Origin of the sequence: Wolbachia endosymbiont (group B) of Melanostoma mellinum (genome assembly GCF_947251465.1) — a bacterium.
Lineage (GTDB): Bacteria > Pseudomonadota > Alphaproteobacteria > Rickettsiales > Anaplasmataceae > Wolbachia.
Window position 1 is genome coordinate 1,105,901 of sequence record NZ_OX366366.1, and the last position, 23,704, is coordinate 1,129,604.

General features: G+C 34.0%; 18 protein-coding genes and 2 pseudogenes. 11 read left to right on the forward strand and 9 right to left on the reverse strand.

The genetic code is table 11. The annotated features are described in order from the left end of the window. Both OPR42_RS05155 and OPR42_RS05160 read left to right on the forward strand, forming a co-directional pair. On the forward strand, positions 1 to 1,590 hold the full coding sequence (locus OPR42_RS05155) for a glycosyltransferase family 2 protein (RefSeq protein WP_320157550.1): 1,590 nt from the start codon (positions 1 to 3) through the stop codon (positions 1,588 to 1,590). Then, on the forward strand, positions 1,572 to 2,561 hold the full coding sequence (locus OPR42_RS05160; protein ID WP_265042051.1) for a COX15/CtaA family protein: 990 nt from the start codon (positions 1,572 to 1,574) through the stop codon (positions 2,559 to 2,561). The genes OPR42_RS05155 and OPR42_RS05160 overlap by 19 nt, the downstream gene beginning before the upstream one ends. On the opposite strand, the gene OPR42_RS05165 is transcribed toward OPR42_RS05160, so the two are convergent. The 4 genes and pseudogenes from OPR42_RS05165 to OPR42_RS05180 form a co-directional block, all read right to left on the reverse strand. After that, entirely contained in the window at positions 2,544 to 4,523 is a 1,980-nt protein-coding gene (locus OPR42_RS05165; RefSeq protein ID WP_265042052.1) for an acetyl-CoA carboxylase biotin carboxylase subunit, read from the reverse strand. The two genes, OPR42_RS05160 and OPR42_RS05165, sit on opposite strands and share 18 nt — an antisense overlap. Before the next feature lie 61 nt (positions 4,524 to 4,584). After that, a pseudogene (locus OPR42_RS08745) lies at positions 4,585 to 4,926 on the reverse strand (ankyrin repeat domain-containing protein); the annotation flags it as partial. A 196-nt stretch (positions 4,927 to 5,122) separates the two neighbouring features. Then, positions 5,123 to 6,400, reverse strand: coding sequence for an IS4 family transposase (locus OPR42_RS05175; protein WP_265041416.1), 1,278 nt, complete (start codon positions 6,398 to 6,400; stop codon positions 5,123 to 5,125). 84 nt (positions 6,401 to 6,484) lie between these two features. After that, complete coding sequence (locus tag OPR42_RS05180) at positions 6,485 to 6,835, reverse strand: hypothetical protein (RefSeq protein WP_265042054.1); 351 nt, start codon at positions 6,833 to 6,835, stop codon at positions 6,485 to 6,487. 151 nt (positions 6,836 to 6,986) lie between these two features. Between OPR42_RS05180 and gltX the strand changes: the two genes are divergently transcribed. Then, positions 6,987 to 8,339, forward strand: a complete 1,353-nt coding sequence (gltX, locus tag OPR42_RS05185) for a glutamate--tRNA ligase (RefSeq protein ID WP_265042055.1) — start codon at positions 6,987 to 6,989, stop codon at positions 8,337 to 8,339. An 858-nt stretch (positions 8,340 to 9,197) separates the two neighbouring features. Here gltX and OPR42_RS05190 read toward each other — a convergent pair. Further along, positions 9,198 to 9,653, reverse strand: a complete 456-nt coding sequence (locus tag OPR42_RS05190; protein ID WP_017532141.1) for an Hsp20/alpha crystallin family protein — start codon at positions 9,651 to 9,653, stop codon at positions 9,198 to 9,200. 372 nt (positions 9,654 to 10,025) lie between these two features. Here OPR42_RS05190 and OPR42_RS05195 point away from each other — a divergent pair, with 372 nt between their 5' ends. Continuing rightward, positions 10,026 to 10,733, forward strand: coding sequence for a pyridoxine 5'-phosphate synthase (locus OPR42_RS05195; protein WP_264375024.1), 708 nt, complete (start codon positions 10,026 to 10,028; stop codon positions 10,731 to 10,733). A gap of 1 nt (position 10,734) precedes the next feature. Here OPR42_RS05195 and OPR42_RS05200 read toward each other — a convergent pair whose 3' ends face one another. From OPR42_RS05200 to rplM, 3 genes are all read right to left on the reverse strand, one after another. Beyond that, positions 10,735 to 11,037, reverse strand: coding sequence for an HU family DNA-binding protein (locus OPR42_RS05200; RefSeq protein WP_019236673.1), 303 nt, complete (start codon positions 11,035 to 11,037; stop codon positions 10,735 to 10,737). A gap of 145 nt (positions 11,038 to 11,182) precedes the next feature. Next, complete coding sequence (rpsI, locus tag OPR42_RS05205; protein ID WP_265042371.1) at positions 11,183 to 11,584, reverse strand: 30S ribosomal protein S9; 402 nt, start codon at positions 11,582 to 11,584, stop codon at positions 11,183 to 11,185. 47 nt (positions 11,585 to 11,631) lie between these two features. Beyond that, entirely contained in the window at positions 11,632 to 12,090 is a 459-nt protein-coding gene (rplM, locus tag OPR42_RS05210) for a 50S ribosomal protein L13 (protein WP_006014941.1), read from the reverse strand. Positions 12,091 to 12,209: 119 nt separating this feature from the next. On the opposite strand from rplM, the gene OPR42_RS05215 reads away from it, so the two are divergent. The 4 genes and pseudogenes from OPR42_RS05215 (at position 12,210) to OPR42_RS05230 (ending at position 16,225) form a co-directional block, all read left to right on the forward strand. Beyond that, a complete protein-coding gene (locus OPR42_RS05215) occupies positions 12,210 to 13,433 on the forward strand; it encodes a TolC family protein (RefSeq protein ID WP_265042056.1) in 1,224 nt (407 codons plus the stop codon). Between the two features lie 10 nt (positions 13,434 to 13,443). Beyond that, positions 13,444 to 13,964, forward strand: a pseudogene (locus OPR42_RS08750) (PopZ family protein). 75 nt (positions 13,965 to 14,039) lie between these two features. Further along, complete coding sequence (locus OPR42_RS05225; RefSeq protein WP_052264860.1) at positions 14,040 to 14,618, forward strand: RlmE family RNA methyltransferase; 579 nt, start codon at positions 14,040 to 14,042, stop codon at positions 14,616 to 14,618. A 176-nt stretch (positions 14,619 to 14,794) separates the two neighbouring features. Then, positions 14,795 to 16,225 (forward strand): ankyrin repeat domain-containing protein, encoded by a 1,431-nt coding sequence (locus OPR42_RS05230; RefSeq protein WP_265042058.1) that lies wholly within the window; start codon positions 14,795 to 14,797, stop codon positions 16,223 to 16,225. A gap of 553 nt (positions 16,226 to 16,778) precedes the next feature. Here the strand turns inward: OPR42_RS05230 and OPR42_RS05235 are convergent. Continuing rightward, a complete protein-coding gene (locus OPR42_RS05235; RefSeq protein ID WP_265042059.1) occupies positions 16,779 to 18,356 on the reverse strand; it encodes a lysine--tRNA ligase in 1,578 nt (525 codons plus the stop codon). 64 nt (positions 18,357 to 18,420) lie between these two features. Between OPR42_RS05235 and OPR42_RS05240 the strand changes: the two genes are divergently transcribed. The 3 genes from OPR42_RS05240 to OPR42_RS05250 are packed head-to-tail and all read left to right on the forward strand — an operon-like array spanning position 18,421 to position 23,698. Continuing rightward, a complete protein-coding gene (locus OPR42_RS05240) occupies positions 18,421 to 18,717 on the forward strand; it encodes a type IV secretion system protein VirB3 (protein WP_006015054.1) in 297 nt (98 codons plus the stop codon). 9 nt (positions 18,718 to 18,726) lie between these two features. Beyond that, positions 18,727 to 21,132, forward strand: coding sequence for a VirB4 family type IV secretion/conjugal transfer ATPase (locus tag OPR42_RS05245; RefSeq protein WP_010402460.1), 2,406 nt, complete (start codon positions 18,727 to 18,729; stop codon positions 21,130 to 21,132). Beyond that, positions 21,125 to 23,698 (forward strand): TrbL/VirB6 family protein, encoded by a 2,574-nt coding sequence (locus OPR42_RS05250; protein WP_265042060.1) that lies wholly within the window; start codon positions 21,125 to 21,127, stop codon positions 23,696 to 23,698. Before OPR42_RS05245 ends, OPR42_RS05250 begins: the two co-directional genes overlap by 8 nt. The last annotated feature ends 6 nt before the right edge of the window (positions 23,699 to 23,704 follow it).

Consider the following 23,704-nt stretch of genomic DNA (forward strand, 5'->3'; position numbering starts at 1 on the left):
ATGCCTGTACTTCAAACTGATAATGTAGAAAAAATTAAATTTGATTCTAGTTTATGCAAAGAACAAGAGAAACTTTTCTACTATAGGTTTAATATAATTCCTTGGCAAAAATTAAATGATACTACTTTTTTTATGGTTGAAGACATAAGCCAAGATATCAACCTTTGGGTCGAATCTCATTACGGTATTGAATATGTATTGATAAAAGTAGATAGCAAACAGATTTTAAATCTTCTTAACTCACACTTTGGTATTTCAGAATTCGCAAGTAACTACTTATATTATAAGAATCCTAATTTTTCAGCTAAAAGCATTAGGCTCAGTTCAATCTTTTTTTCCTCTTTCTTTGTTATGATTTCGACTTTAACACTGACAAAAAAATATGCATATTTTGCTTTGGTGTTGATATTTATAATCGGATGTTCTAGTTCTTTATTCAAATTTGTAACTAAAATTTTTGGCTTGCGTAAAATTTCTAACCAAAAAGCAGATTATGATAAGATGAATGAACCTATATATACTATTTTATTGCCTGCTTTTAAAGAGAATGCGGTTATAAAGCAATTGATTAAGAGCATTGAAAGTTTGGATTATCCAAAATCAAAATTAGATGTAAAGCTTGTGATAGAGAGCGATGATCAAGAAATGTTGGCAGCTATAGAAAAATGCACTTTACCACAGTATTTTGAAGTAATAAAAGTGCCTCATTCTCTGCCTAGAACAAAAGCTAAGTCATGCAATTATGCTATGAGCTTTGCTAGAGGAAAGTATGTGGTAATATATGATGCAGATGACAAGCCAGATCCGTTGCAGTTAAAAAAAGCACTAATTGAATTTAATAAGGGCGACGAAAAGTTGGCTTGTGTACAGGCGAAATTAAATTACTATAACTTTGGTTGCAATTTTCTTACAAAATTCTTTTCTCTCGAGTATATGAACTGGTTTCAATATTTTTTGCCTGGATTTCAAAAAATGAACATGCCAATACCTTTGGGTGGTAGCAGTAACCATTTTTCAGTGGAAATTTTAAAGAAAGTGCTTTTTTGGGATGCTTACAATGTCACTGAAGACGCTGACCTTGGTTTGAGACTTGCGCAAATGGGATATAAAACCAGGATTATTGATTCAGAAACATTGGAAGAATCACCAACTACTGTGTTTGCTTGGATCAAACAAAGAGCACGCTGGATTAAAGGTTATATGCAAACTTATATCGTTCATTTAAAAAATATAAAATTACTTTTTAAGCACACTGGGCTTAAGGGAGTTTTGCTATTAAACCTTTTTGTTGGTTCCTCAGCTTTTATATTTTTCACGACTCCTTTTTTGTTACTTTCATTGGTGCTGACTCAAATTTTGAATGAATTATTCTTATATTATTTTATAATAGTATACGGTATTAACTTGATTTTTTTGATAATAGCTATCAGACAACAAAAAATGCCTTTTTATTTTTATATAGTATCAATATTTTTTCCCGTCTATAGTCTACTACATAGCGTTGCAGCTTTTCTCGCTTTGTGGGAATTTGTTATTAACCCTCAGCAATGGAATAAAACTCAGCATGGATTATGGAAGCAAAACCTGTAGCTATTTGGCTTTTTCTCTGCTCTCTCATGGTGATTTGCATGGTGGGAATTGGTGGATTTACCAGACTTTCAAAAGCAGGATTGTCAATCACGGAATGGAAACCAATTACCGGAACATTGCCACCGCTGAGTGAACAAGACTGGCTAAAAGAAAAATCAAAATATGAAGCTACACCTGAATATAAAGCATTTAATTATGGTATGAGTATGGAAGAGTTTCGCACCATATACTTAATAGAATATGTGCACAGGTTAATTGCAAGGCTGACAGGTTTAGTTTTTATCTTACCATTTATATACTTTACACTAAAAAAAAGAATACCTAAAAATGCAGTAATAAGGTTATCTACAGCACTATTATTTGGAATTTTACAAGCTTTTGCTGGTTGGTATATGGTAAAAAGCGGTTTGGTAGTCAATCCTCATGTTAGTCACTATAAGCTTGCACTTCACTTACTGCTTGCGTTGGTTATTTTTGCATTATTGTCGTATCAATTTTTTGATTACCAAATCAAACCAAGGCAAACTAAACTTAAGGTTAGTACATGTTACATATGGATAATTTTAATCCTAGTGACAGTACAAATAATCTTCGGTGCATTTGTTGCAGGGCTAAATGCTGGTTTAATTTATAATACCTTTCCACTGATGGATGGACAAATTGTTCCAGAAGATTTATTTTACTTACAGCCTGCTTGGCTAAATATCTTTGAAAATAGAGTAACAGTGCAATTCATACACCGGGCATTGGCATTGCTGATATTAGTTCTGACAGCAATACTCACAATAAAAAATGCCAGTGTAAAACCAGTATATATTATGCTACTCTCCGTCATTATTCAGGTAATTTTAGGAGTAGTAACTTTGTTGCTGCATATACCAATGGCCATTGCCATAGCCCATCAAATGTTTTCATTTATCTTATTTGGGTCAGGTTTATACTGCTTGCGTTATTTAAGAAATCAGATCTAATACCAAATCACCAGCATGTATATTTTTTCCTTCTTTAACAGGGATATTTTTTATCACCATTTCTGATTCAGCACATATGATATTTTCCATTTTCATTGCCTCTACAACAAATAGAGGTTGTCCTACCTCTACCTGATCTCCAGCATTGACGTGTAATTTAACCAATAAACCGGATATTGGAGATTTCACAGTGTCTACTGAAATCCCTTCTGTTTTGTTGTTTAGCATTAATTTGCTTAGTTCAGCTACATGAGGTTTCAATACACAACATTTAGCTTTCATACCTGCGTGTCTTATAAAGTATTTGCTGCCTTGCCTTTCTATTTTAAGTGCTATATTGGTATCATCATTAATTGTGATATATAGTAATCTGTAACTTGATTTCCACTTACCCACCACGGAGTATTTATTGTGGTTATATACTGTTGTTAATGTGTTATCTTGATACTTTGCATTTACGGAGTACTCATTGTCATCTATTTTCACTATGAATGCTTCGTCTGTTGACTTACTGTAATACTTTCCCTCATTTTCTAAGTGAACATACAGTGCAGTAAAGATAAATATTTTAATATATTCTTCTGTAATAAGATCGCCTTGAAACCCACCAGGATAATGGTCTGGAATGAATCTTGTGTGGAGTTTTGCTGCAATAAAATTTGGATTATGGAAGATGGATTCTAGAAATTCTATATTATTTGTTACTCCTTCTATATAACATTCAGACAATGCTTTTTGCATTCTGCTGATTGCTTCTATTCTATCTTTTCCATAGGTTATAATTTTTGCAATCATTGAGTCGTAGAACATGCTGATTTCTGAACCGCTAGCTACTCCATCATCTATTCTTACATGACCATTTTCATCTGGTTTGTCGTAATATTTGATTCTTCCGCTGGAAGGAAAAAATTTCTTTGATGGGTCTTCAGCACAAATTCTACTTTCTATTGCAGAACCAGTAAGTTTAATATCATCCTGATTGAATCTCAATTTTTCTCCACAGGAAGTTCTAATCATTTCTTCTACTATGTCTATTCCAGTTATAAATTCTGTTACTGGATGCTCAACTTGTAATCTCGTATTTACCTCAAGAAAATAGAAGTTTTGGTCTTTATCTACAACAAACTCGACAGTACCTGCTGAAAAATAACCAACTTGCTTTGCCAAAGAAACACATTGGGCATACATTTTTTGTCTTACTTCTTCACTAATAAATGGACTTGGAGTTTCTTCCATTATTTTCTGGTTATTCCTTTGTATCGAGCATTCCCTCTCTCCAAGACACACTATATTGCCATATTTATCTGCTATGATTTGTATTTCAATGTGTCTTGGCAGCTCTATATATTTCTCTATAAAAATACTGCCATCTTTAAAACTTTTCTCTGCTTCATTTGTTGCTGATGTAAATGCTAGTTCAATTTCTTTTTTGGAATATACAATTCGCATTCCTTTGCCACCACCACCTGATGCAGCTTTGAGCATAACGGGAAAACCAATCTCTTCAGCAACGATGGCTGCGTGGGCAGCATCTTCGATCTTACCCATATATCCTGGCACTACATTTACTCCAGCCTTTCTTGCCTCTTCTTTTGCTGTTATTTTATTGGCTGTAACTTCTATTGTTTCTGCACTTGGACCAATGAAATCTATGTTATGTTTTTCCAGAGCACGGGGAAAATCTGGATTTTCTGCTAAAAACCCATAGCCAGGATGAACCGCTTCAGCACCTGTTTCAACTGCCACCTCGCATATTTTTTCAATATTTAAATAACTCAGGCAAGAAGGTGAAGGACCAATGTACTTCGACTCATCTGCTTGCCTTACATGCACAGAATTTACATCTGCATCTGAATATACGCATACACAAGATATACCCATCTTGCGCGCAGTTTTGATTATCCTGCAAGCAATCTCTCCTCTATTTGCTATTAAAATTTTACTATACTTCTTTCTTATCATCTTATCAGTATACTTTCTTAAGTTAAGAAAGTAAATTTCTATATTATTCCTTGCAAGTACTTCATGTTGGGGCTAAACCACCCTCTAAAAGTTGCATAACATTAGGATCTGTCACTATAGTACTTTCGTTATAGAGGCCATATACCTCGTTACATGCCTTAAATAACAGATATGAAGACCCTCCAGAAGCTATTGTCGCTATTGAAGCCAACGCAAGAGACTGAGAAACCGAAAATAGAAGATACAAAGATACACACATAGCGATAGCACACACTATAGCCCCTGCTATATATAAGCATAGATGAAACTTCTTATTACATATAAAGCCACATTTTATATCTGCAATTTGCTTAACTTCTTTCCGCTCTGCAGGGTCCAAGAAATAAAGGGGTGATACTGCCTTCACTGCCATTAAGTTAAGGGAAAGAGAAGTTAAGATTGGACAAAAAATTTGAAGTGATTGATAATTATGGTAAATACTAGGGTGAATTTTTAAGAAAAGGGAGTCTGAAAAGTGCAAGTTATTTAAAAAAGTAATAATTGCAGGTTATTTTGCAAAGAATGTACTAATGCAATGATACTGAAAAGATATCTTGAATTTAAAACACATGTTTTCTAGCTCTTTTCTGGTAGTTGAGTGAACGAATATCAGATATCTTATGACGATCAACTCTTCTCCCTTTTCTCACCACTAAAGTGTTCATCAAAAATAACTGTGATAGTCGATACATAATGCAGTCTATGTCTGACTCTGTAGAAAAAATATCAAAGGCTAAGTTTTTAATCGCATTAAATGAGACAGATTTATTGATGCTTTTTTTTAGTTTACTATTCTGTGAGCTCAATGTCTCTTCATCATCTTCTATCATGATACTTTCTAGATTACTGATGAAGATAGTTGACCAAAAATCCTGCTTGATAGTTTCAATACTTTTTCCTGTGAAATTCTCTAAATTTAATCTTCCCTTCAGCCTAGAAAAAAATGTTTCTACTCCCCAGCGCAAGTAATATAATCTCTCAAACTCTTCAACTGTAAAACGTTTCTCATCTAACAGAGATGTTACTAACACTTCAACTTCGCCAGAAGAAAGTATTATTTTGACTAACCTGAATTTCATCTCATCAGGTAATCCTAGCTTTCGTAGCTGTCTTGCTACTTTAATAGGTGCGGTAGACACTACCACCGTACTAGATGGGCTTTCCGGCTTAAACATAGTGTTTATTTCATTGAAAGACGAACTTGAACAGCGAATTATATAATTGATTTTCCTTCCTGTAAGCTCAGCAAGAAATCGATAAGATACGTATCCTCTATCACAGATTAACAAATCGTCTGATTTTATGGATTCAAGCATACCGATTGCTAAATCAACCTCATAGCTGTCACCTCTACTTAGCACAGATTTTATTGCAATATTATTTAGCACATCGTAGCAAACTTCAAAGGTTGCACTTGTATAGTCTTCAAATCTCTGGATTCCATTCCATACTGCTCTTGAGCCAAACTCACCTATTATTTTGTCGCTCTTTGGCAGAATCAGTATTGAAGCATCAAATGCAAGTACTCTGAAGCCATGGTGGGTTTTAAATTCCTGATCTTGGTAGTATAGGGAAACTATATCATCATTTAACTCTGAAAACGCAGTATGTTTTAGCTTCTTTCTTGCTTGAGTAAATGCACTTGCCGTAATTGTATAATCTTTTCTTGTATGCAGAACAAACTCATTAAGCATCACTTGTAATGACTTTACACTCTTTCTAAAAATCAGGAGAAATACATTAACGAAGGGCAGCTTTCTTTTTCGTGAGAAGTCTTTTGAGGATGCTCTGTGTGCGTTTATAAAGTTTAAACTCATCAATTTATTTTTTATAAACATGATTATTCTTTTTTTTACTCATGTCATTACTTCTTTTAATTTGTGAATCTTACCTGATTTTATAATACAGTTCATCACTTTTCCTTAACTTAATGGCAGTGATACTGCCTTCTTCCCTTCATCCTTAATATAGCTTTTATCGAGGAGTGCTTCCTTAATATATTTCTTGTTATTCTTAAATTCCTTTTCTAATCTTTTTACTTTTTCCCAATCTTTAGCTTCTTTTGCTTTTTCAACCTCACTCCTGGTACTTTCTTCTAAATCCTTTATGATCTTCTGTAACGCAGATAATAGAAACCCTTTACTTGCTGCTATATGAAATGGGTTTCCATTTTCATCAATTCTATGCTTAGCTACACAAGCAACTCTTTCCTTGCAAGAATCGACAAATTTATCCACATTCCCTTTTCTTGCAATTTCAAATAAATTATCCATATATACACCTCACTGCATTCACTAATATTAAATTATACAATGCAGTTTGTTAAAAATAAATGTAAATTGATCTTTCAAATTTACTATAGTTCCACGTTGTTGCAAGTACAAATTTTAGTTATCATCGGTTACGTTATCACAATAGACAAATATGCCAGGTATAGTCACTAGATTCGCTCCATCACCAACAGGATTTTTACATATTGGAGGAGCTCGCACAGCTTTGTTTAATTGGCTCTATGCGCAGCGTCATGGTGGCCAGTTTTTACTAAGGATTGAGGATACCGACAGAAAACGTTCAACACAGGAAGCAATTGATGCAATAATAGATGGGTTAAAATGGCTTGGAATAAACTATGATGGAGAAATAATATACCAATCGAGAAGAATAGCTAGACATATTGAAGTTGCAAATCTTTTAGTTGAAAAGGGTAGGGCGTATCACTGTTACTGCCCTGAAGATGAAGTTGCAGAAAAGAAGGCAAGAGCAAGAGAAGAAGGAAAAATATATAAGCATAAGTGTACTCATTCGACATCAAGCGCAAACCCTGTTGTCCGTTTCAAAGTGCCAGACTCAGAAGATATTGTTGTTGACGATAAAATATACGGCCAAGTTACAATAAGTAGCGATCAGCTTGATGACATAGTAATCTTGCGCTCTGACAATACTCCAACATATATTTTTGCTGTAGTGGTTGATGATCATGATGCTGGAATAACCGATATTATACGTGGCTCTGATCATCTCACTAATACCTTCAAGCAATTACTAATATACCAAGCTCTTGATTTTGATGTTCCACGCTTTGCACACGTACCGCTTATTCATGGAGAAGATGGGAATAAGCTATCTAAAAGACATGGTGCAACAAGTGTTTGCGATTATGAAAAGATGGGAATATTGCCACAGGCAATGCGTAATTACTTGCTAAGACTTGGCTGGAGTCATGGCAACGATGAGATTATTAGCGATGAGCAAGCAATAGAGTGGTTTAATTTAGAAAGCATCGGTCGTTCACCTGCACGGCTCGATTTCAAAAAACTGGAGCATTCGAATAACCACTATATTAGTAATATGAGCAATGAAGATATTCTGACTCTAATGCTTAGAGAAAATACTCTAACTGACAAAAAAAAGGGCTATTTACTGCAGGGACTGACAGAGCTGAAAAAAAGAGCAAACTATCTGACCGAATTATTGGATTTAGCAAAATTTTATATTCAAGTTGATTTTAGTGAAGAAGCTCAGCAAATTGTCAAATCTAACCTCGATGTAATTAAGTTACTTGCATCATTTCTTTCGAGTGTAGGTAGTGAAGATTGGAATAAGAATTTTTTATCTTCTCAGATTAAGGAATTTTCAAAATTACATAATATAAAAATGAGCGATATATACCACTCATTACGCGCCCCAATAACTGGAATAATGGATGCGCCTGGAATCATCGATATCATGGTAATTCTTGGTAAAGATGAGTGTATAAAAAGATTGCGAGCAGTTTAAATAAAAAATTACTTGACAGACTCTGGTGGCTTCATTATAGTGGAGGATGAAGATTTTTTAGGATCCAAAATCTATCTTCACCTGCAGGTTTTTTCACCAAATAATCAAATTTCAGCAAAAAATATATAAGTTTATTTTTGCTAGCTCTTTATTCATATAGGAGGGTTTATGTCTAGAATTCCTGATACTTGACTTTTATTTTTAAGTTAAAAAAACAATTGGCGCCTATGGTTTTCACATTAAATCATTTTAAATTGTTAAAGTTAATACGGGCTTTTTTTGCCTTTTTTTTATTGGTATTTTTTTCATATTTTATTATATCATTATACTGTGGTACCATATAGACTTCAGTTTCATGATAAGGGGAGCAGGCTCCGTCTCAGCTATGGAATTAAAAAATGACTATGCATAAGATCTAATGGTGTGTCTAATCTATAGATAATTTTTTGTATTGCTAAGTTAATATTTTGCATATCTGTTCAGCAAAGTGGCAAAAAAGACAACTAAATGAGTGTCATGAAAGTAGCTTACACGTAGCTGTAGGAATATTCATTTTTTAAGGTAAATTACACAGCAAATATTGTCATTCAAGTAGCTGACACTGTAATTCCAGCTTCTATAATGTCATGCCAGTGCTCGACACTGGCATCGAGCAAAATTTATCACAAACAAGACAACATTTTCAATTAAAAAATCAGTGTCTGGGTGCTAAGATGACACCTTCATAAGGGAGCCAGCATCAGCTACTTTCATGACATTCATTTAGTTGTCTTTTCTCGTTTACCTTATTTTGCCACTCTGCTGAACAGATATTAAAATAGCAAGCCTCAAGGTCAGAAGCCTGCTATTACTTACTGGTTACTTTACATCAATTTTCTTGATGTGTTTCTCTGACTTAGGTATGGTTACATGCAATACCCCATCTAAAAAGTTGGCAGATACCTTATCTTGCTCTACATTTGTTGGAAGTTGAATAGATCTATAGAAAGAACCATAGTACCTTTCTTTATGGTAAAACTGCTTATCTTTTGATTCATTATTACATGTTTTTTCACCCTTCACTATTAAGTTATCGCCAGATATACTAATGTCTATGCTTTCTTTAGGAATACCTGGTAACTCTAATGATAGGCAATAGCTTTCCTTTGTTTCATAAAAATCACAAACTGGTAGTAGACTACTGCCTCTTTTGGAAAGCTCTGGGTTCCATCCTGTAAAAAAGCTATCAAATATGTCATCAACGGCTCTTTGTAACCCTCTTACACTAAAATTATCACGATTATTGTTTTTATTTAAATGAACTATATTACTCATGTTGTACCTCCTTTTACTAATACATGCATTACATAATCACTCCACTTATTAATTTCAATCCTAAATCTAAAATTTTTTAGATGCGAAAAATTTTCCCCGTTTACTATAACTTGATTATGAGAAAAAATCTTGTTTGGATTACCACGAGTAGTTCTATAAACTAGATTAACTGTAAAAAAGGGCAAGTGTATGCAAATTTATTACTTCTCTTTCCACTTCCACAATCAAACAATTTTGAATGTTTCTTATTTGACTTGCCAACAATGAGAATTGGTATAACTGCTAGCTCCGTCTTTCAGATATGGCATTAAACAATGACATGCATAAGATCTAATAATATGTATAATTTATAAATAATTTTTGAGGTAAATTGTGAAATTGGGCGTTAATATTGATCACGTTGCAACCCTTCGCAACGCACGTGGAGCTTCTTATCCAGATCCATTAAAAGCAGCAAAAATAGCTATTGATGCTGGAGCAGATTTTATCACCGTACACTTACGAGAAGACAGAAGGCATATCAGAGATGAGGATGTATTCAATCTAAAACAAAACATTAGCACTGAGTTAAATCTTGAAATCGCAGCTACGGAAGAAATGCTCAAAATAGCAAAAGAAGTAAAACCCTATTCGATTTGTATAGTACCAGAAAAAAGAGAAGAATTAACAACCGAAGGTGGCCTGAATATCGTGAATATGCACAGTAAACTTTCTGGTATAATAGAGGAAATGCATAGCTTTGACATAAAAGTCTCACTGTTTATCGATCCAAATATTAATCAACTAAAATATCTTGAGAAGCTAGAAAGAAAGCCTGACATAATAGAAATTCACACAGGGGATTACTGTGATAATCCATCAGAAGAAAAATTAAAACTTATTACTAACTCTGCAGAATACATTAATAAGCTAGGAATAGAATGCCACGGAGGGCATGGCATAAATTATAAACATGCTAAAAGAATAAAAGAGATACCTCACATCTCAGCTCTTAATATAGGCCATTCTTTAATCAGCGAGGCTATATTTCATGGCTTACATAGTGTAACTAAAAAGATGAAAATGACAATATCTAAGTAGCTTATACTTTCTCTTTGGTATTTAAAGTACTTGAAAGAGCTTGACTTGCTTTAAACCTTACTCTTTTCTTTTCAGGAACGGTCATAATCTCACCATTTTGAGGATTACGGCATTGTCTTTCCTTACTTATAGCAGTAGAGAATGTCCCTATTCCATGCAAACGTATTTCACCTTTACGATTTAGATCGTTCTTGATTGTTTCCATAAAAATATCATGAAGCTTACCCAAACTAGCTTTTGTTATATCTATACCTTGACTAGAGCACTCTTGACTCAGTTGGTTTACTATATCTTCTTTACTCATAAATTACCTTAATATTGAAAAATTACATAAACAGCATATTATGCTAATGCCAATAGTCAACTAAATTCGTCATAAAAAGAGAAAATGTCATAAACCCTTGTAAGAACTTGTATAATATTTACAAAAAAATACCATTATGAAACAATTATCTCTTAGAAAACTGACATTTTTTCCGAGCTTTATGTTGACCATATTTCTTACGCTCAACAACACGTGAATCTCTAGTTAGGAATCCACCCTTACGTAATATAGAGTGTAGATCTTGACTTATACTACTTAAAGCTCTGCTTATTCCATGAGCTAAGGCACCTGCTTGGCCAGATAGTCCTCCACCTTTTACAGTTGCAAACACATCATACCTATCTAACATAGAAGTTACTATGAATGGCGATTTAATCATTTGACACACTGATTCTCTTTTAAAATAAGAAATTAAATCATCTTTTTTATTAACACTAAATTTTCCACTTCCTGGCTTTATCCATACTCTTGCTACAGATTCTTTCCTTCGACCTGTGGCATATGAACGACCAAGTGAGTCAATCATTTCCTTTTTTGGCTGATCATTATTATTTATTTTCACTTTTTACTCCATTATTTCTTATTTTTACGATTTAAAGAGGCAAAATCTATTTTTTCAGGTTGCTGTCCTTGATGCTTATGTTCTGAACCAGAATAAACATACAAATTTTCAAACCGTCTACGTGCCATAGGACCATCATCAAGCATTCTTTTTACTGCCATTTTTATCACACGCTCAGGGAATTTGCCATTTAAAATATTATCTGGAGTAGTTTTCTTTAAACCACCAGAATAACCTGTATGCCTATAGTAAATTTTATCTTTAAGCTTCTTCCCAGTAAAATGCACCTTTTCTGCATTAACAATAATTACATTATCTCCACAATCCATATGAGGTGTGTATTCAGGCTTATGCTTTCCACGCAATAGCGCTGCTACAAACGCTGCAAGCCTTCCTACTACTAATCCTTCTGCATCTATAACAAGCCATTTTTTATCGACTTGTTTCTCTTTTAAGAAAAAAGTTTTCATATATCAATACATAACAGTAGATTATGATATACTAAGTTGCTTGATAGTGTCAACAACATTAGTTATTGATTATTAAAGTAATTTATGCTAATAACTTTAATAATATGCTAGAAAGCAAAATGTTTCGATTGATTATTATATTTGTAATCGCTTTTAGTGCTATAGATTGCTATGCAATCGATTTGGAAGAGGCTATAAGCAAAGCTATCAAAAATAGCTCAAAAATAAAGTCTCAATTTTACCAATATAAAAGCGCAGAAAAATATTATAAATCTTCTGGGTTAGCTGGATTTTTACCTGACATTAATTTACAATATAATTTCGATAGTAGTTTTAGCCTGGAAAACTCTGGAAAGGATCTAATATTAAGTCAAAGAATAATAGATGGTGGTGGCACCTTTGCTACATTCAGTCGATCAAGTAATCTTCTCAAAGCAGCAAAAATGCAATTTCAGCAGTCAAAACAAGAGCTTGCACTTAATGCTGTGAAAGCATATGTTAGTGTTTTACAAAAGACAGAAATATTAAAGCTCAGAGAACATAGAGAACGCGTTTCTTTGGAACATTTGTCAGCTATGAAAAAACGCTTTTCCCTTGGAGAAGTTACTAATGCTGAAGTTTTGCTAGCAAAAGCAAAATTTTTGTCTTCTATATCCGAAAGAGTTGATGCTGAAGGTAAATTAAAATTGGCAAATATTGTTTATTATCATTTGATTGGCGAAGATGCTGATGAACTTTCTGAAGCTAATGATAAATTACCTTCTGTTCCAGAGCTAAATGAATGTTTACAATTAGCAAAAACCAATAATTTATCTCTAAAAGCAGCAGTTTATCAAAAAAGAGCTGCTGGAATGGAAGTGATCGCTGAAAGCTCCAAGTGGCTTCCTTCTTTAAATCTAAGAGCAAACAAAAATTTTGGGAAGGATGGTGTAAAATTAGACAAGCTATTAGAAAATGTTCATATAGTTTTTACTCTTGATGTTCCAATCTTTAAAAAAGGAGCGAATGCTTTTGGTGTCAGTAAAGCTAAAATGGATGCAAAAAAATCTACCTACGATTATTATGAAACGGTAAAAAATATAGAAGGAGCAGTTGTAGATGCTTGGAATAATGTGCTAACAGCAAAAGCTATTATTAAAGCAAGTCAAGAAGCGGAAAAAGCAGCAGCTTTAGCATTGGAAGGAGTTGAGCAAGAGGTAAACTTAAGTTTAAAGAGTACATCTGACCTTTTGGACACTGAAGATGCATTATTTAAAGCACGCTCCGATCTGGTTGGAGCAAAAAGCAATTATGTAATTAGTGTTTACAACTTGCTTTTTATGATAAATAGTATAAACCTTTAAATTTAATGGTATGAGCGATAATCAATCTGTAAAAGATATCCTAGAAGATATAAAAAAGCTATATCGGGTAAAAATGCAAGTGTTGATAAAGCAGAAGTAATCGATGAAGATGATGATGTACTATGCCTTGAAGAGGAGTATCCAGAAGACATCGAAGAAAAAGAAAATAGTGAAGAAGAGAATAATTGCCAAAGTGAGAAAATGAATAACCAATTTAATAGCCATAGTTACAACTCAGAAGAGAAAAATTTGTATGATAATATCCAAATGAGTAATAACAAAGTGAGCTATCAAGAACAAAGTAACGAGCATTTAGTTTTAAAAGAAAATATGGAGGAAATTAAAACATTGCTTGAAAAGATGCAAAGCGAACTACGGCATAAACAACAAAAAAGAGCGGATCTTACTGTTGAAGAATTAGTTGTATCTCTTTTAAAACCTCAGCTTTCAGAGTGGCTGAATAAGTATCTACATGCATTGGTAAAAGAAGTAGTTGAAAAAGAGCTCAAAGATATAATCAATAATAAGTAGGTTATTAGTATAAAGACCAGAGTAAAAACAGCTAGAGGTAGAAAGTTATCTTCAACAAGATGGCTACATCGCCATTTGAATGATCAGTATGTGCAAAAAACCAATAAGGACGGTTATAGATCGCGCTCGGCATATAAGTTAATAGAAATAGACGATAAATTTAAACTACTCCAACAAGGGCAAAAAATTATTGATCTTGGCGCTTTTCCTGGTGGGTGGTCACAAGTTGCATCTAAGAAAGGAGCGAGTGTGATTGCTGTTGACATCAAACCAATAAACGCAATTAGTGGAGTAGAGTGTATACAGTGTGATATTATCAGCGAACTTGAAATTTTAAGAGAAAAATTCAAGGATCACAAATTTGATGTAATTTTATCTGATATGGCACCAGAATCTTGCGGTTTAAAATCGTTAGATCATATAAGAATTATGCTTTTATGCGAAGCAGCGCTCAATTTTGCAAAGCATTTTTTGAATCATGATGGCAAATTTGTAGTAAAAATTTTTCAAGGGGAATCTGATAAAGATTTCTGCAATGAGCTAAAAAAAATGTTTAAAACAGTAAGATACTTCAAACCAAAATCAAGTAGATCTGAATCTACAGAAATGTATTTGGTCAGCTTAGGCTTTATTGGTAGCAACCCTTCTATATAGAAGATACTTACAGAAACGTTGACGAATCTTATCCTATTAAACTGAAGATTAATAACGCTCGCACAAAAGCCCCTTTTTCTTGCTTGAGTGTTTATGATAGTTAATTAAATTCTTGACTTTATTGCTTAAGTATATAATAATTAAAGTATATTATTATTTTTATAGGAGAATTTTATATGTATTTAGCATTGTTCGAACAGGTATTAGGTATAGTAAATCGTGAAAATGATTTGAATGGTGATAACATAGTTGAAAAAATAAAAGAGCAACTAGAAAAAGTAGACCCATCTACTTGTAAAGAATGGGAGAAGAAAAGTTCTGATATAAATTATAAATTTAGTGATAATGATGGCTTTAGAAAAAAAGAATTAATATTATTACACATAGCATGTCTAAATGATGAAAAAGATGTAGTAAAAGCTCTATTAAATGCAAGAGACATAAATGTTAATTTGCAAGATGTATCTAAGGAAACCCCTTTACATTTGGCTATTGAAAAAGGTAACGAAAATATAGTAAACGCTCTATTAGCAGCACAAGGTATAGATGTTAATTTGAAAAATCGATCTCAAGCAACTCCTTTACATTTGGCTATTAAAGAAGGTAACGAAAATATAGTAAAAGCTCTATTAGCAGCACAAGGTATAGATGTTAATTTGCAAAATCAATCTCAAGAAACTTCTTTACATTTGGCTATTGAAAAAGGTAACGAAAATATAGTAAACGCTCTATTAGCAGCACAAGGTATAGGTGTTAATTTGAAAAATCGATCTCAAGCAACTCCTTTACATTTGGCTATTGAAAAAGGTAACGAAAATATAGTAAACGCTCTATTAGCAGTAGAAGGTATAAATGTTAATTTGCAAGATAACGATAAAAAAACTCCTTTACATTTGGCTATTGAAAAAGGTAACGAAAAAATAGTAAAAGCTCTATTAGATAAGGGGGCTGATGTTAATTTGCGAGATAACGATAAAAAAACTCCTTTACATTTGGCTATTGAAAAAGGTAACGAAAAAATAGTAAAAGCTCTATTAGATAAGGGGGCTGATGTTAATTTGCGAGATAAAAGTGAAAGAACTCCTTTATATCTTGCTGTTGAGAAAGGCAAAATGGAGATAGTAAAGGCTATATTAGATAAGAAGCCTAGTATTGATCTTCCAAATGAATATGGACACACTCCTTTGTGCGTTGCTGCTCGGGAACATCATAAAAAGATAGTAAGAGCTCTATTAAAAGCAGGTGCTGATCCTTTATTAGATAATCTTGATAACAAAACTCTAGATAAAGAACTTACTGAAGACGCAATTATGCTAGCAATAATCTCGGGTGTTGGTATATTTGTTATTGCATCTGTTGTAGCTGCGATAATAGTTACTTCTGCATATTTTATTGGTGTGTCATTATCAGTAGGTGCTATGGCTGGGATAGCTGTGGCTGCTGCTGTACTCACAGGACTTGTTGCTGGTGGCATTATATATGAAGTGTTGAAGCCTTGTGATGAGTTAAAGGATGCTATTGCAAAAGCAACGTCAAGTCCTGGTAAGAAGCTAAATGGAGTTGATTTACAATCAGAAATTTCTTCAAAGTCAAGTGTAACAGTGTAGTTAAGTAGAAGGAAGAAGTCTCTTCTTCCTTTTCAAGTAGCTGACACTGGTTTCTTACCAAGAAAAACTTAGCATAACTTTTGTGCTCAAAAAAACTTCTGGATTCCAGCATCAAGTGCTGGAATGACATGGTGAAATATTATTAAAGTAGCCAGTGTCCATTTGGTGTCATTCAAGTCAGCTCTCTTCTTTTCATCCCAGTACTGGGATCCAGAAAACTGACCGGGTTGGTCACGCGCTGGCTCTCTAAAATTACTTTAGCTATGAATATTAAGAAATTTACTAAATAAAAAAAAGACAAAAAAATTCCCGTGTAACGAGTTTTAATAATGTAAATTGATAATGTGCTAACAAGCGTGATTTGGCTGAATGTAGAAAAAATAAAAAAAGCCGCTATAATTTTATGTAATTTGCCAATAAATATCTGAGTTTTTTACTGAATTTTGTCGTTGAGCCCAAAAACAAGGATAAATACCTTTATTAGTATAATAAGGAAAGTGGGAAGGTTTGTCAAGTAATAAAACTAGAGGACTCAAATGAAAGAGGGTAAACTCTAAAGTGTACGTTCAGTAGCACTTTCTATAAGAGAGATTGTATTATCTATTCCATAAAGCTTGATAAAAGATCCCATTCTAGGACCGGTTTTTTGTCCAAGTAATGTTTCATACAAAAACTGAAACCAATCGCGTAAGTTATTGTAATTATGTTTTTTTCCGATGGAGAAAACCTGAGATTGAATCTCTTCAGCAGTGGCTGTAATAGGCAGGGAATGTAGGTTGTTCTTTAAATCTAGTAACGCTTCTTTCTCTTTTTCGTTTGAAGCTTTATACGCTTTTGTTGGCTTGATAAAGTCGTGATAATACCTAACTGCAAAATCCGAAAGCCTATCTAGCATTTTGTTGCTTTCTGGTGTAACGTTTGGTGCATAAGTTGATATAAAACCCCAAAGAATCTCTTTGTTTTCAGCATTACAAGCTGCTGCCAGGTTTAAAAGTAACGAAAAATTTATGCCTGAAGTTTCTACGTTTGGAACTTTACCCTGGTGGATGTGCCATACAGGACTGTTTACATCCTTTTCTTTACTTTCATTATAACGCTTAACAAATTCCAAATATTCATCAGTTGATTTTGGTATCACATCAAAATATAAACGTTTAGCTTTTTTAGGACTCTGAAAGATGTATAATGCTAAACTCTCTGTGGGTGCATAAGTTAGCCACTCCTCAATTGAAATACCATTTCCTTTTGATTTTGATATCTTCTTTCCTTCTTTATCAAGAAATAACTCATAGCAAAACAAAAGCGGTGGCTTTTCTCCAAGTATTTTACATATTTGACTTGAAAGCACAGCAGATGGAGTCAAATCCTTTCCATGAGCTTCGTAATTAACTCCGAATGCAGCCCACCTCATCCCCCAATCAGGTTTCCATTGCAGTTTACATTTTCCTTTTGTCACTGGAACTTCTATTTTTTCCCCGTTTGGGTCTTCATACGTGATTGTTCCTTTATCTGTATTTGTTTCAATTACTGGAACTTGTAAAACTTGGGAAGTTTTTGGGCATATCGGCAAGAATGGACTGTAAGTCTGCTGCCTTTCTTCCCGAAATGATGGAAGCATTACTTCCATCACTTTATCATAATTTTTCAGCAGGAGTAAAAGTTTTTCATCGTAAACGCCAGATTTATAACACTCTGTTGCACTCCTAAATTCGTATTCAAATCCAAACAAATCAAGAAATTTACACAACAACGAATTCATGTGATGACCATAACTCTCATGAGTGCCAAATGGGTCAGGTATCATGGTTAATGGCTTGTTCAGATTCTCTCTTAGCATTTCCTGATTTGGTACATTATCTGGTATTTTTCGCAAACCATCCATATCGTCGGAAACTGCAATGATTTTGGTTTTTATACTAGGAGCTATTTTTTTTAGAGCGTTTGCAATAACTGTGGTACGAAAAACTTCCCCAAAAGTACCAATATGTGGTAAACCCGATGGACCATAACCAGTCTCAAATATTATCTCTTTTTTATTAGGGAATTCTTGTAGTATTTTTTCTGCTTCTTGAAATGGCCAGCTTATAATCATTGAATTTAAATTAATTATCTTACCTAAAGTGCTATTCATTTCAATAGATTTTTAATTAATGATGTAGTATTAGTGTTAGAGCTCTTATTAGAAGGTTAAAGATATGTCTACTGGCAGCATACAAACGAATCAATTATTTAAAGGTCTTACAAGACCTGCAATGCTCTTTGGTGTGAGTTATATGTTTGCAATATTAAACGTTCTAATTTGCATGCTAATTTTCATTAATACAAATGATCTTAGAGTAATTCTCCTGATGTTACCAGGTATACATGGACTTGGCTATATAGCTTCTGCAAAGGAACCGTTGTTTATTGAGTTATTTATGGTAAAGTTGGGAAAATGTTCCAAATGTTTAAATCGGTTTTATCATGGAGCCAATTCTTATGACATTACTTGATGTTATGCAATGTTGAGATTTAGAGCTATTCAATCAAAGAATAAATCTATTCTAAGTAGAGAGGTTCACGCTGCCGAATTTATACCTTATTCTTGCTATTGGAATAGTACAACCTTGATAACAAAGCAGAATTGGTTAGTTAAATTTATAAAATTAAATGGCTTTGCGTTTGAAACGGCCGATGATGAAGACTTGGTGATACAAAATAATATCAGAAATCAGATGCTAAGAAGCATTTCATCTCCAGCATTTAGTTTGTACTTTCATACCATCAGGCGTAAGAAGAATATCTTTTCTGATGAATTTGCAAACCAGAGTTTACCAAATTTTTTTGCTAACCATGTAAATCTAAAATGGAGAGAAAAACACGCAACTAGGCAATCTTTTATTAATGATTTATACATTACGATTATTCGTAGGGCAGATACAAAGGGAGTAGAATTTTTATCACATCTACTGAAAAAATTTGGGCATGTAACTTCAAAACATGCTTGGGAAAGTGATATGCGTGATACCTATGAAGATTTAGAGGAAACGACAAATCGTATAGTAACAAGCCTTAGGAATTATTCGCCTAAAGTCCTTGGAGTAAAAGAAACTCCAAACGGGCTGTTTTGTGAAATAATGGAGTTTCTGTCTAGAATTGTAAATTGTGGCTTTGTTACAAATACGCTTTTTCCACTAAAAACTGAAATATCAAGATACTTACCAGTTCATAGGTTATTTTTTGGCCATAAGATGATACAGGTTGTGACTCATAATGAAAGTAAATATGCTGGAATAGTTAGTATCAAAGAATATGGAAATAATACTTCCGCAGGAATGCTTGATTCTTTTTTACAACTTCCTTATGAATTTATTATCACGCAGTCTTTTCAATTTACAAATAGGCAAATGGCAATTGCGAAAATGCAGATACAGCAAAATCGTATGATACAATCTGCAGATAAAGCTATTTCTCAAATAGCAGAAATTTCTCATGCGCTTGATGATGCAATGAGTGGTAAAATTGCGTTTGGTGAACACCATTTAACTATCTTATGTATAGAAAAAAGCCCTAAATCATTGGACAATGCTTTATCATTGGTTGAATCGGAGCTTTCTAATTGTGGTGTTTATCCTGTTCGTGAGAGGGTTAATCTAGAACCAGCATTTTGGGCGCAAATTCCTGGTAATTTTGATTATATAGTAAGAAAAGGTACAATAAGTAGTCTTAATTTGGCCGGTTTTGCATCTCAACATAATTATCCTACTGGTAAAAAATTCAATAACCACTGGGGAGATGCTGTTACAGTTTTTGATACAACATCTGGCACTCCATTTTTCTTCAACTTTCATATAAGGGATGTTGGACATACTATGATAATTGGGCCAACAGGTGCTGGCAAAACTGTTTTAATGAATTTTTTATGTGCTCAAGCAATGAAATTTTCTCCAAGAATATTCTTTTTTGATAAAGATCGCGGTGCAGAAATTTTTTTAAGAGCACTTGGTGGTATCTATACTATAATAGAACCAAGAACTAAGACAAATTTTAATCCTCTGCAACTTGACGATACTCCTGATAATAAAACATTTTTGATGGAATGGATAAAATCTTTAATTTTAGTGTACAACGATAAATTCACTTCAGAAGATATTGCTAGAATTAATGATGCAATTGAGGGAAATTTTAAATTAAAAAAAGAAGACAGATTTTTGAGAAATCTTGTACCATTTTTAGGACTTGCGGGCCCTGATACTCTAGCTGGAGCAATATCTATGTGGCATGATGATGGCTCTCATGCTGCAATATTTGACAATAAAGAAGATTTGCTAGATTTTTCAAAAGCAAGAGTGTTTGGCTTTGAAATGGCTAGCTTGCTAAAAGATCCTGTTGCTCTTGGGCCGGTCTTGATTTATTTGTTTCATAGGATTAGTATATCGCTTGATGGCACTCCATCTATTATTGTTCTTGATGAAGCATGGGCGTTAATAGATAATCCAGTTTTTGCACCTAAGATAAAAGACTGGTTGAAAGTGCTGAGAAAGTTAAATGCTTTTGTAGTTTTTGCTACTCAGAGTGTTGAAGATGCAAGTAAAAGTGCTATTAGTGATACGCTTGTACAGCAGACAGCAACACAAATTTTTTTGCCAAATCTGAAAGCTACTAGTGTCTATCGAGATGTTTTTATGTTAACTGAACGTGAGTACATACTGATCAAACACACAGATCCAAGTACTAGATTCTTTTTAGTAAAGCAGGGAGTTAATGCTGTAGTAGCTAGAATAGATCTGAAAGATTTGGATGATGTGGTCAACGTGTTATCTGGACGTGCGGAAAGTGTTCTATTGTTATATGATATACTGAAAGAAGTCGGAGATGATCCAAAGATGTGGTTGCCTGTGTTTTATCAAAAGGTGAAAAATGTTTAAAACTAAACTGTCATTACTGTTAGTTGCGATATTTTTGTTAAATATAGATTTTTTGCTCTCGTATCCAGTGTTTGCAGATACAGTAAGTGGTACTGACAAAACGGAATTTGTTAGCAGATTTAATTCTACTGGTAGCTTTAGCCGTGCCTCTAATCCTGACTGTAAGGCGTTTGAAACATCTGCAGCAGTTGCTGGGATAGCAATTGCTATTGGTGCAATATTTACTGGTATTGTTTTGATTGTCTCTTCTGCTGGTTTATTTACTGCTCTTGTTATCGTTGGAATGATAGCTGCAATTGTTGGAGTCTGGAAGGCAGTTGGGGGACTTATTGTTTGTCAGCATAGTTTTGTTAGGCATCCAGTTGCATACGATAATGATGGGAGATATAAAAATTTTAAACTAAAAGATACAGGTTATAGTGGTGATACAGATAAAAATTATCGAACAGAAGATGAATATTTTTCTGCATTACAGAAAAGATCAGGAAAAGATGGAAAACAAACAGAGAAAGATATTTTAAACTTTACTGATTGGGATGTTGTGAATGTTGATAGGGAACACTACTACTGGCCAAAAAACGGTGTGCAATACAGTGAATATATAGAAATATGTCATCGAAATCCTTTAACTTTTGGTAATCTTTTTAACAAGAAAGACTTTGATTCCAGAGAAAAAACTGGATACATAGACTTTGATGTAAGGGAAAAAGATACTGGATATGTAGATGGGTCATGGTCCCCGACGGTCGATGGTGAGCTGAAATGTAAAGTTCTCAAAGCAGGACAGAGCGAAGACATATATGGATCAACGTTCAGGGCAGTGAGAAAAATGGGTAGGTTATGTGTGGAATTGGCTGAAGTTAGGGCAGCTGGAACTGCTTGGCCGCAAGGAATTGATATAGGATGCACGGAATTACCACCTGATCCGATTGCTCCTATGTGTGAACAATCTGTGATATTATTCAAAAATAAAGATGGTACAGGTGGTGAAGAAAGGAGTTTTATCAACAGGGATGACGATTATAAAACTCTTATCAGGAAAAAAGAAAAAGAAGGAAAAATTTTTGTAGGTTATGACAATAAAAGCTGTTTTAGCTCGTATGTATCTGAAGCTTGCTACAATCAAGCGGGAAGTAAGTCATTATCTCCTATTCCTATAACTTCTATGATAGTGCAATGCATTAAGGAATCGTTAGATAATTTAGTGGCAGGTATTGATTCAAGTGGTAACTTACTTACAGACAAAAATGGACATGCTAAGGGTAGTTTTTTGTCTGTAGCACAAAAAAGACTGAAGAACACTGTTACTGCTATCTTAATTTTAGCTTTGATATTGTTCTCTATAAAAGTTATGTCTGGTGGAGTGCGTAGTCCGCAAGAAATGTACATGTTGATCATTAAATTCGCTTTAGTGATTTACTTTACGACAGGTAGCACTATGTCTCATTATTACGGGGAATTAACAAAACTTTCGAACGGCTTATCAGAAATAGTGCTTAAAGCTTCATCTGAGAGTAAAAATATATGTAATTATGAGGCAGGTAAAGATTATGAATACGATCGTGCAGGGCAGAAGGTATCCTACAGTTATCTTGCACCTTGGGATAGGCTTGATTGCAGAATTTTATTTTATTTAGGTGCCCCTTTAGATGGAATTGGTGGCAAAATTGGTACTGGAGGTGTTGCAACGTTAGCGGTTTTGCTTGGCGCTGCTCCTGTCTTGTTAGTTGCAGGTTCGGTGATTGGTATTATTTTCGCTGGTGGACAAATTTTAGTAGCTCTTGTCTGTATATTTATGGCCATTTTGCTGATGATGGTTATTTTGTGGATGTGCTATGTATTTATTTTATCTCTAGTTGCTTTAAGTGTAATTGTTATTCTATCACCTTTGTTTATTCCTATGGTTTTATTCCAACACACCAAAGGATATTTTGACGGCTGGGTGAAAGAGTTGATTACCTATAGCTTATACCCGGTTATCCTTTTTGCGTTTTTATCCTTTATGTTCATAGCATGTGATAAAATCTATTTTAAAAATTTAAATTTTAAACTGGACGAGTCATATAAAAATGAACAACCAGACAAGTCATATGAAAAGAAACAAGCAGAAATCTCATATAGTAAGAAAAAACAGTGGTTTAAATTGAAAGATGGGGAATGTGATAAAAATGAAACTACTCTCGCATGTATGATGCAAAATTATAGCTTTAAAAAGAGCAGCATACTTGGTCTATTCGACTTTACATACATGGAGTTTGGCAGCTCTCTAATCGGAGAATTATTAAAATTGTGTTTAGTATTATTCCTCTTTTACCACTTTTTAAACGTTCTTCCCGGCATGGCTGCTGAGCTTGCTGGTAATCACAGGGCAGCACTTGGTTCAGGTAGCACTCCTGCACAAATGGTGAATAAAGCTTTATCTGCTGCCAAAGATGCTGCTGGAGGTGCTGGTCAAGTTGCTGCTGCGGCTGTAAATAAGGCAAGAGGGGCTATTGGAGGAGGTGGAGATGATAATAAGGGATCGGGATCTTCCTCTAGTGAATCTATAAAACCAGGTGGAGAGTGAGCGCAG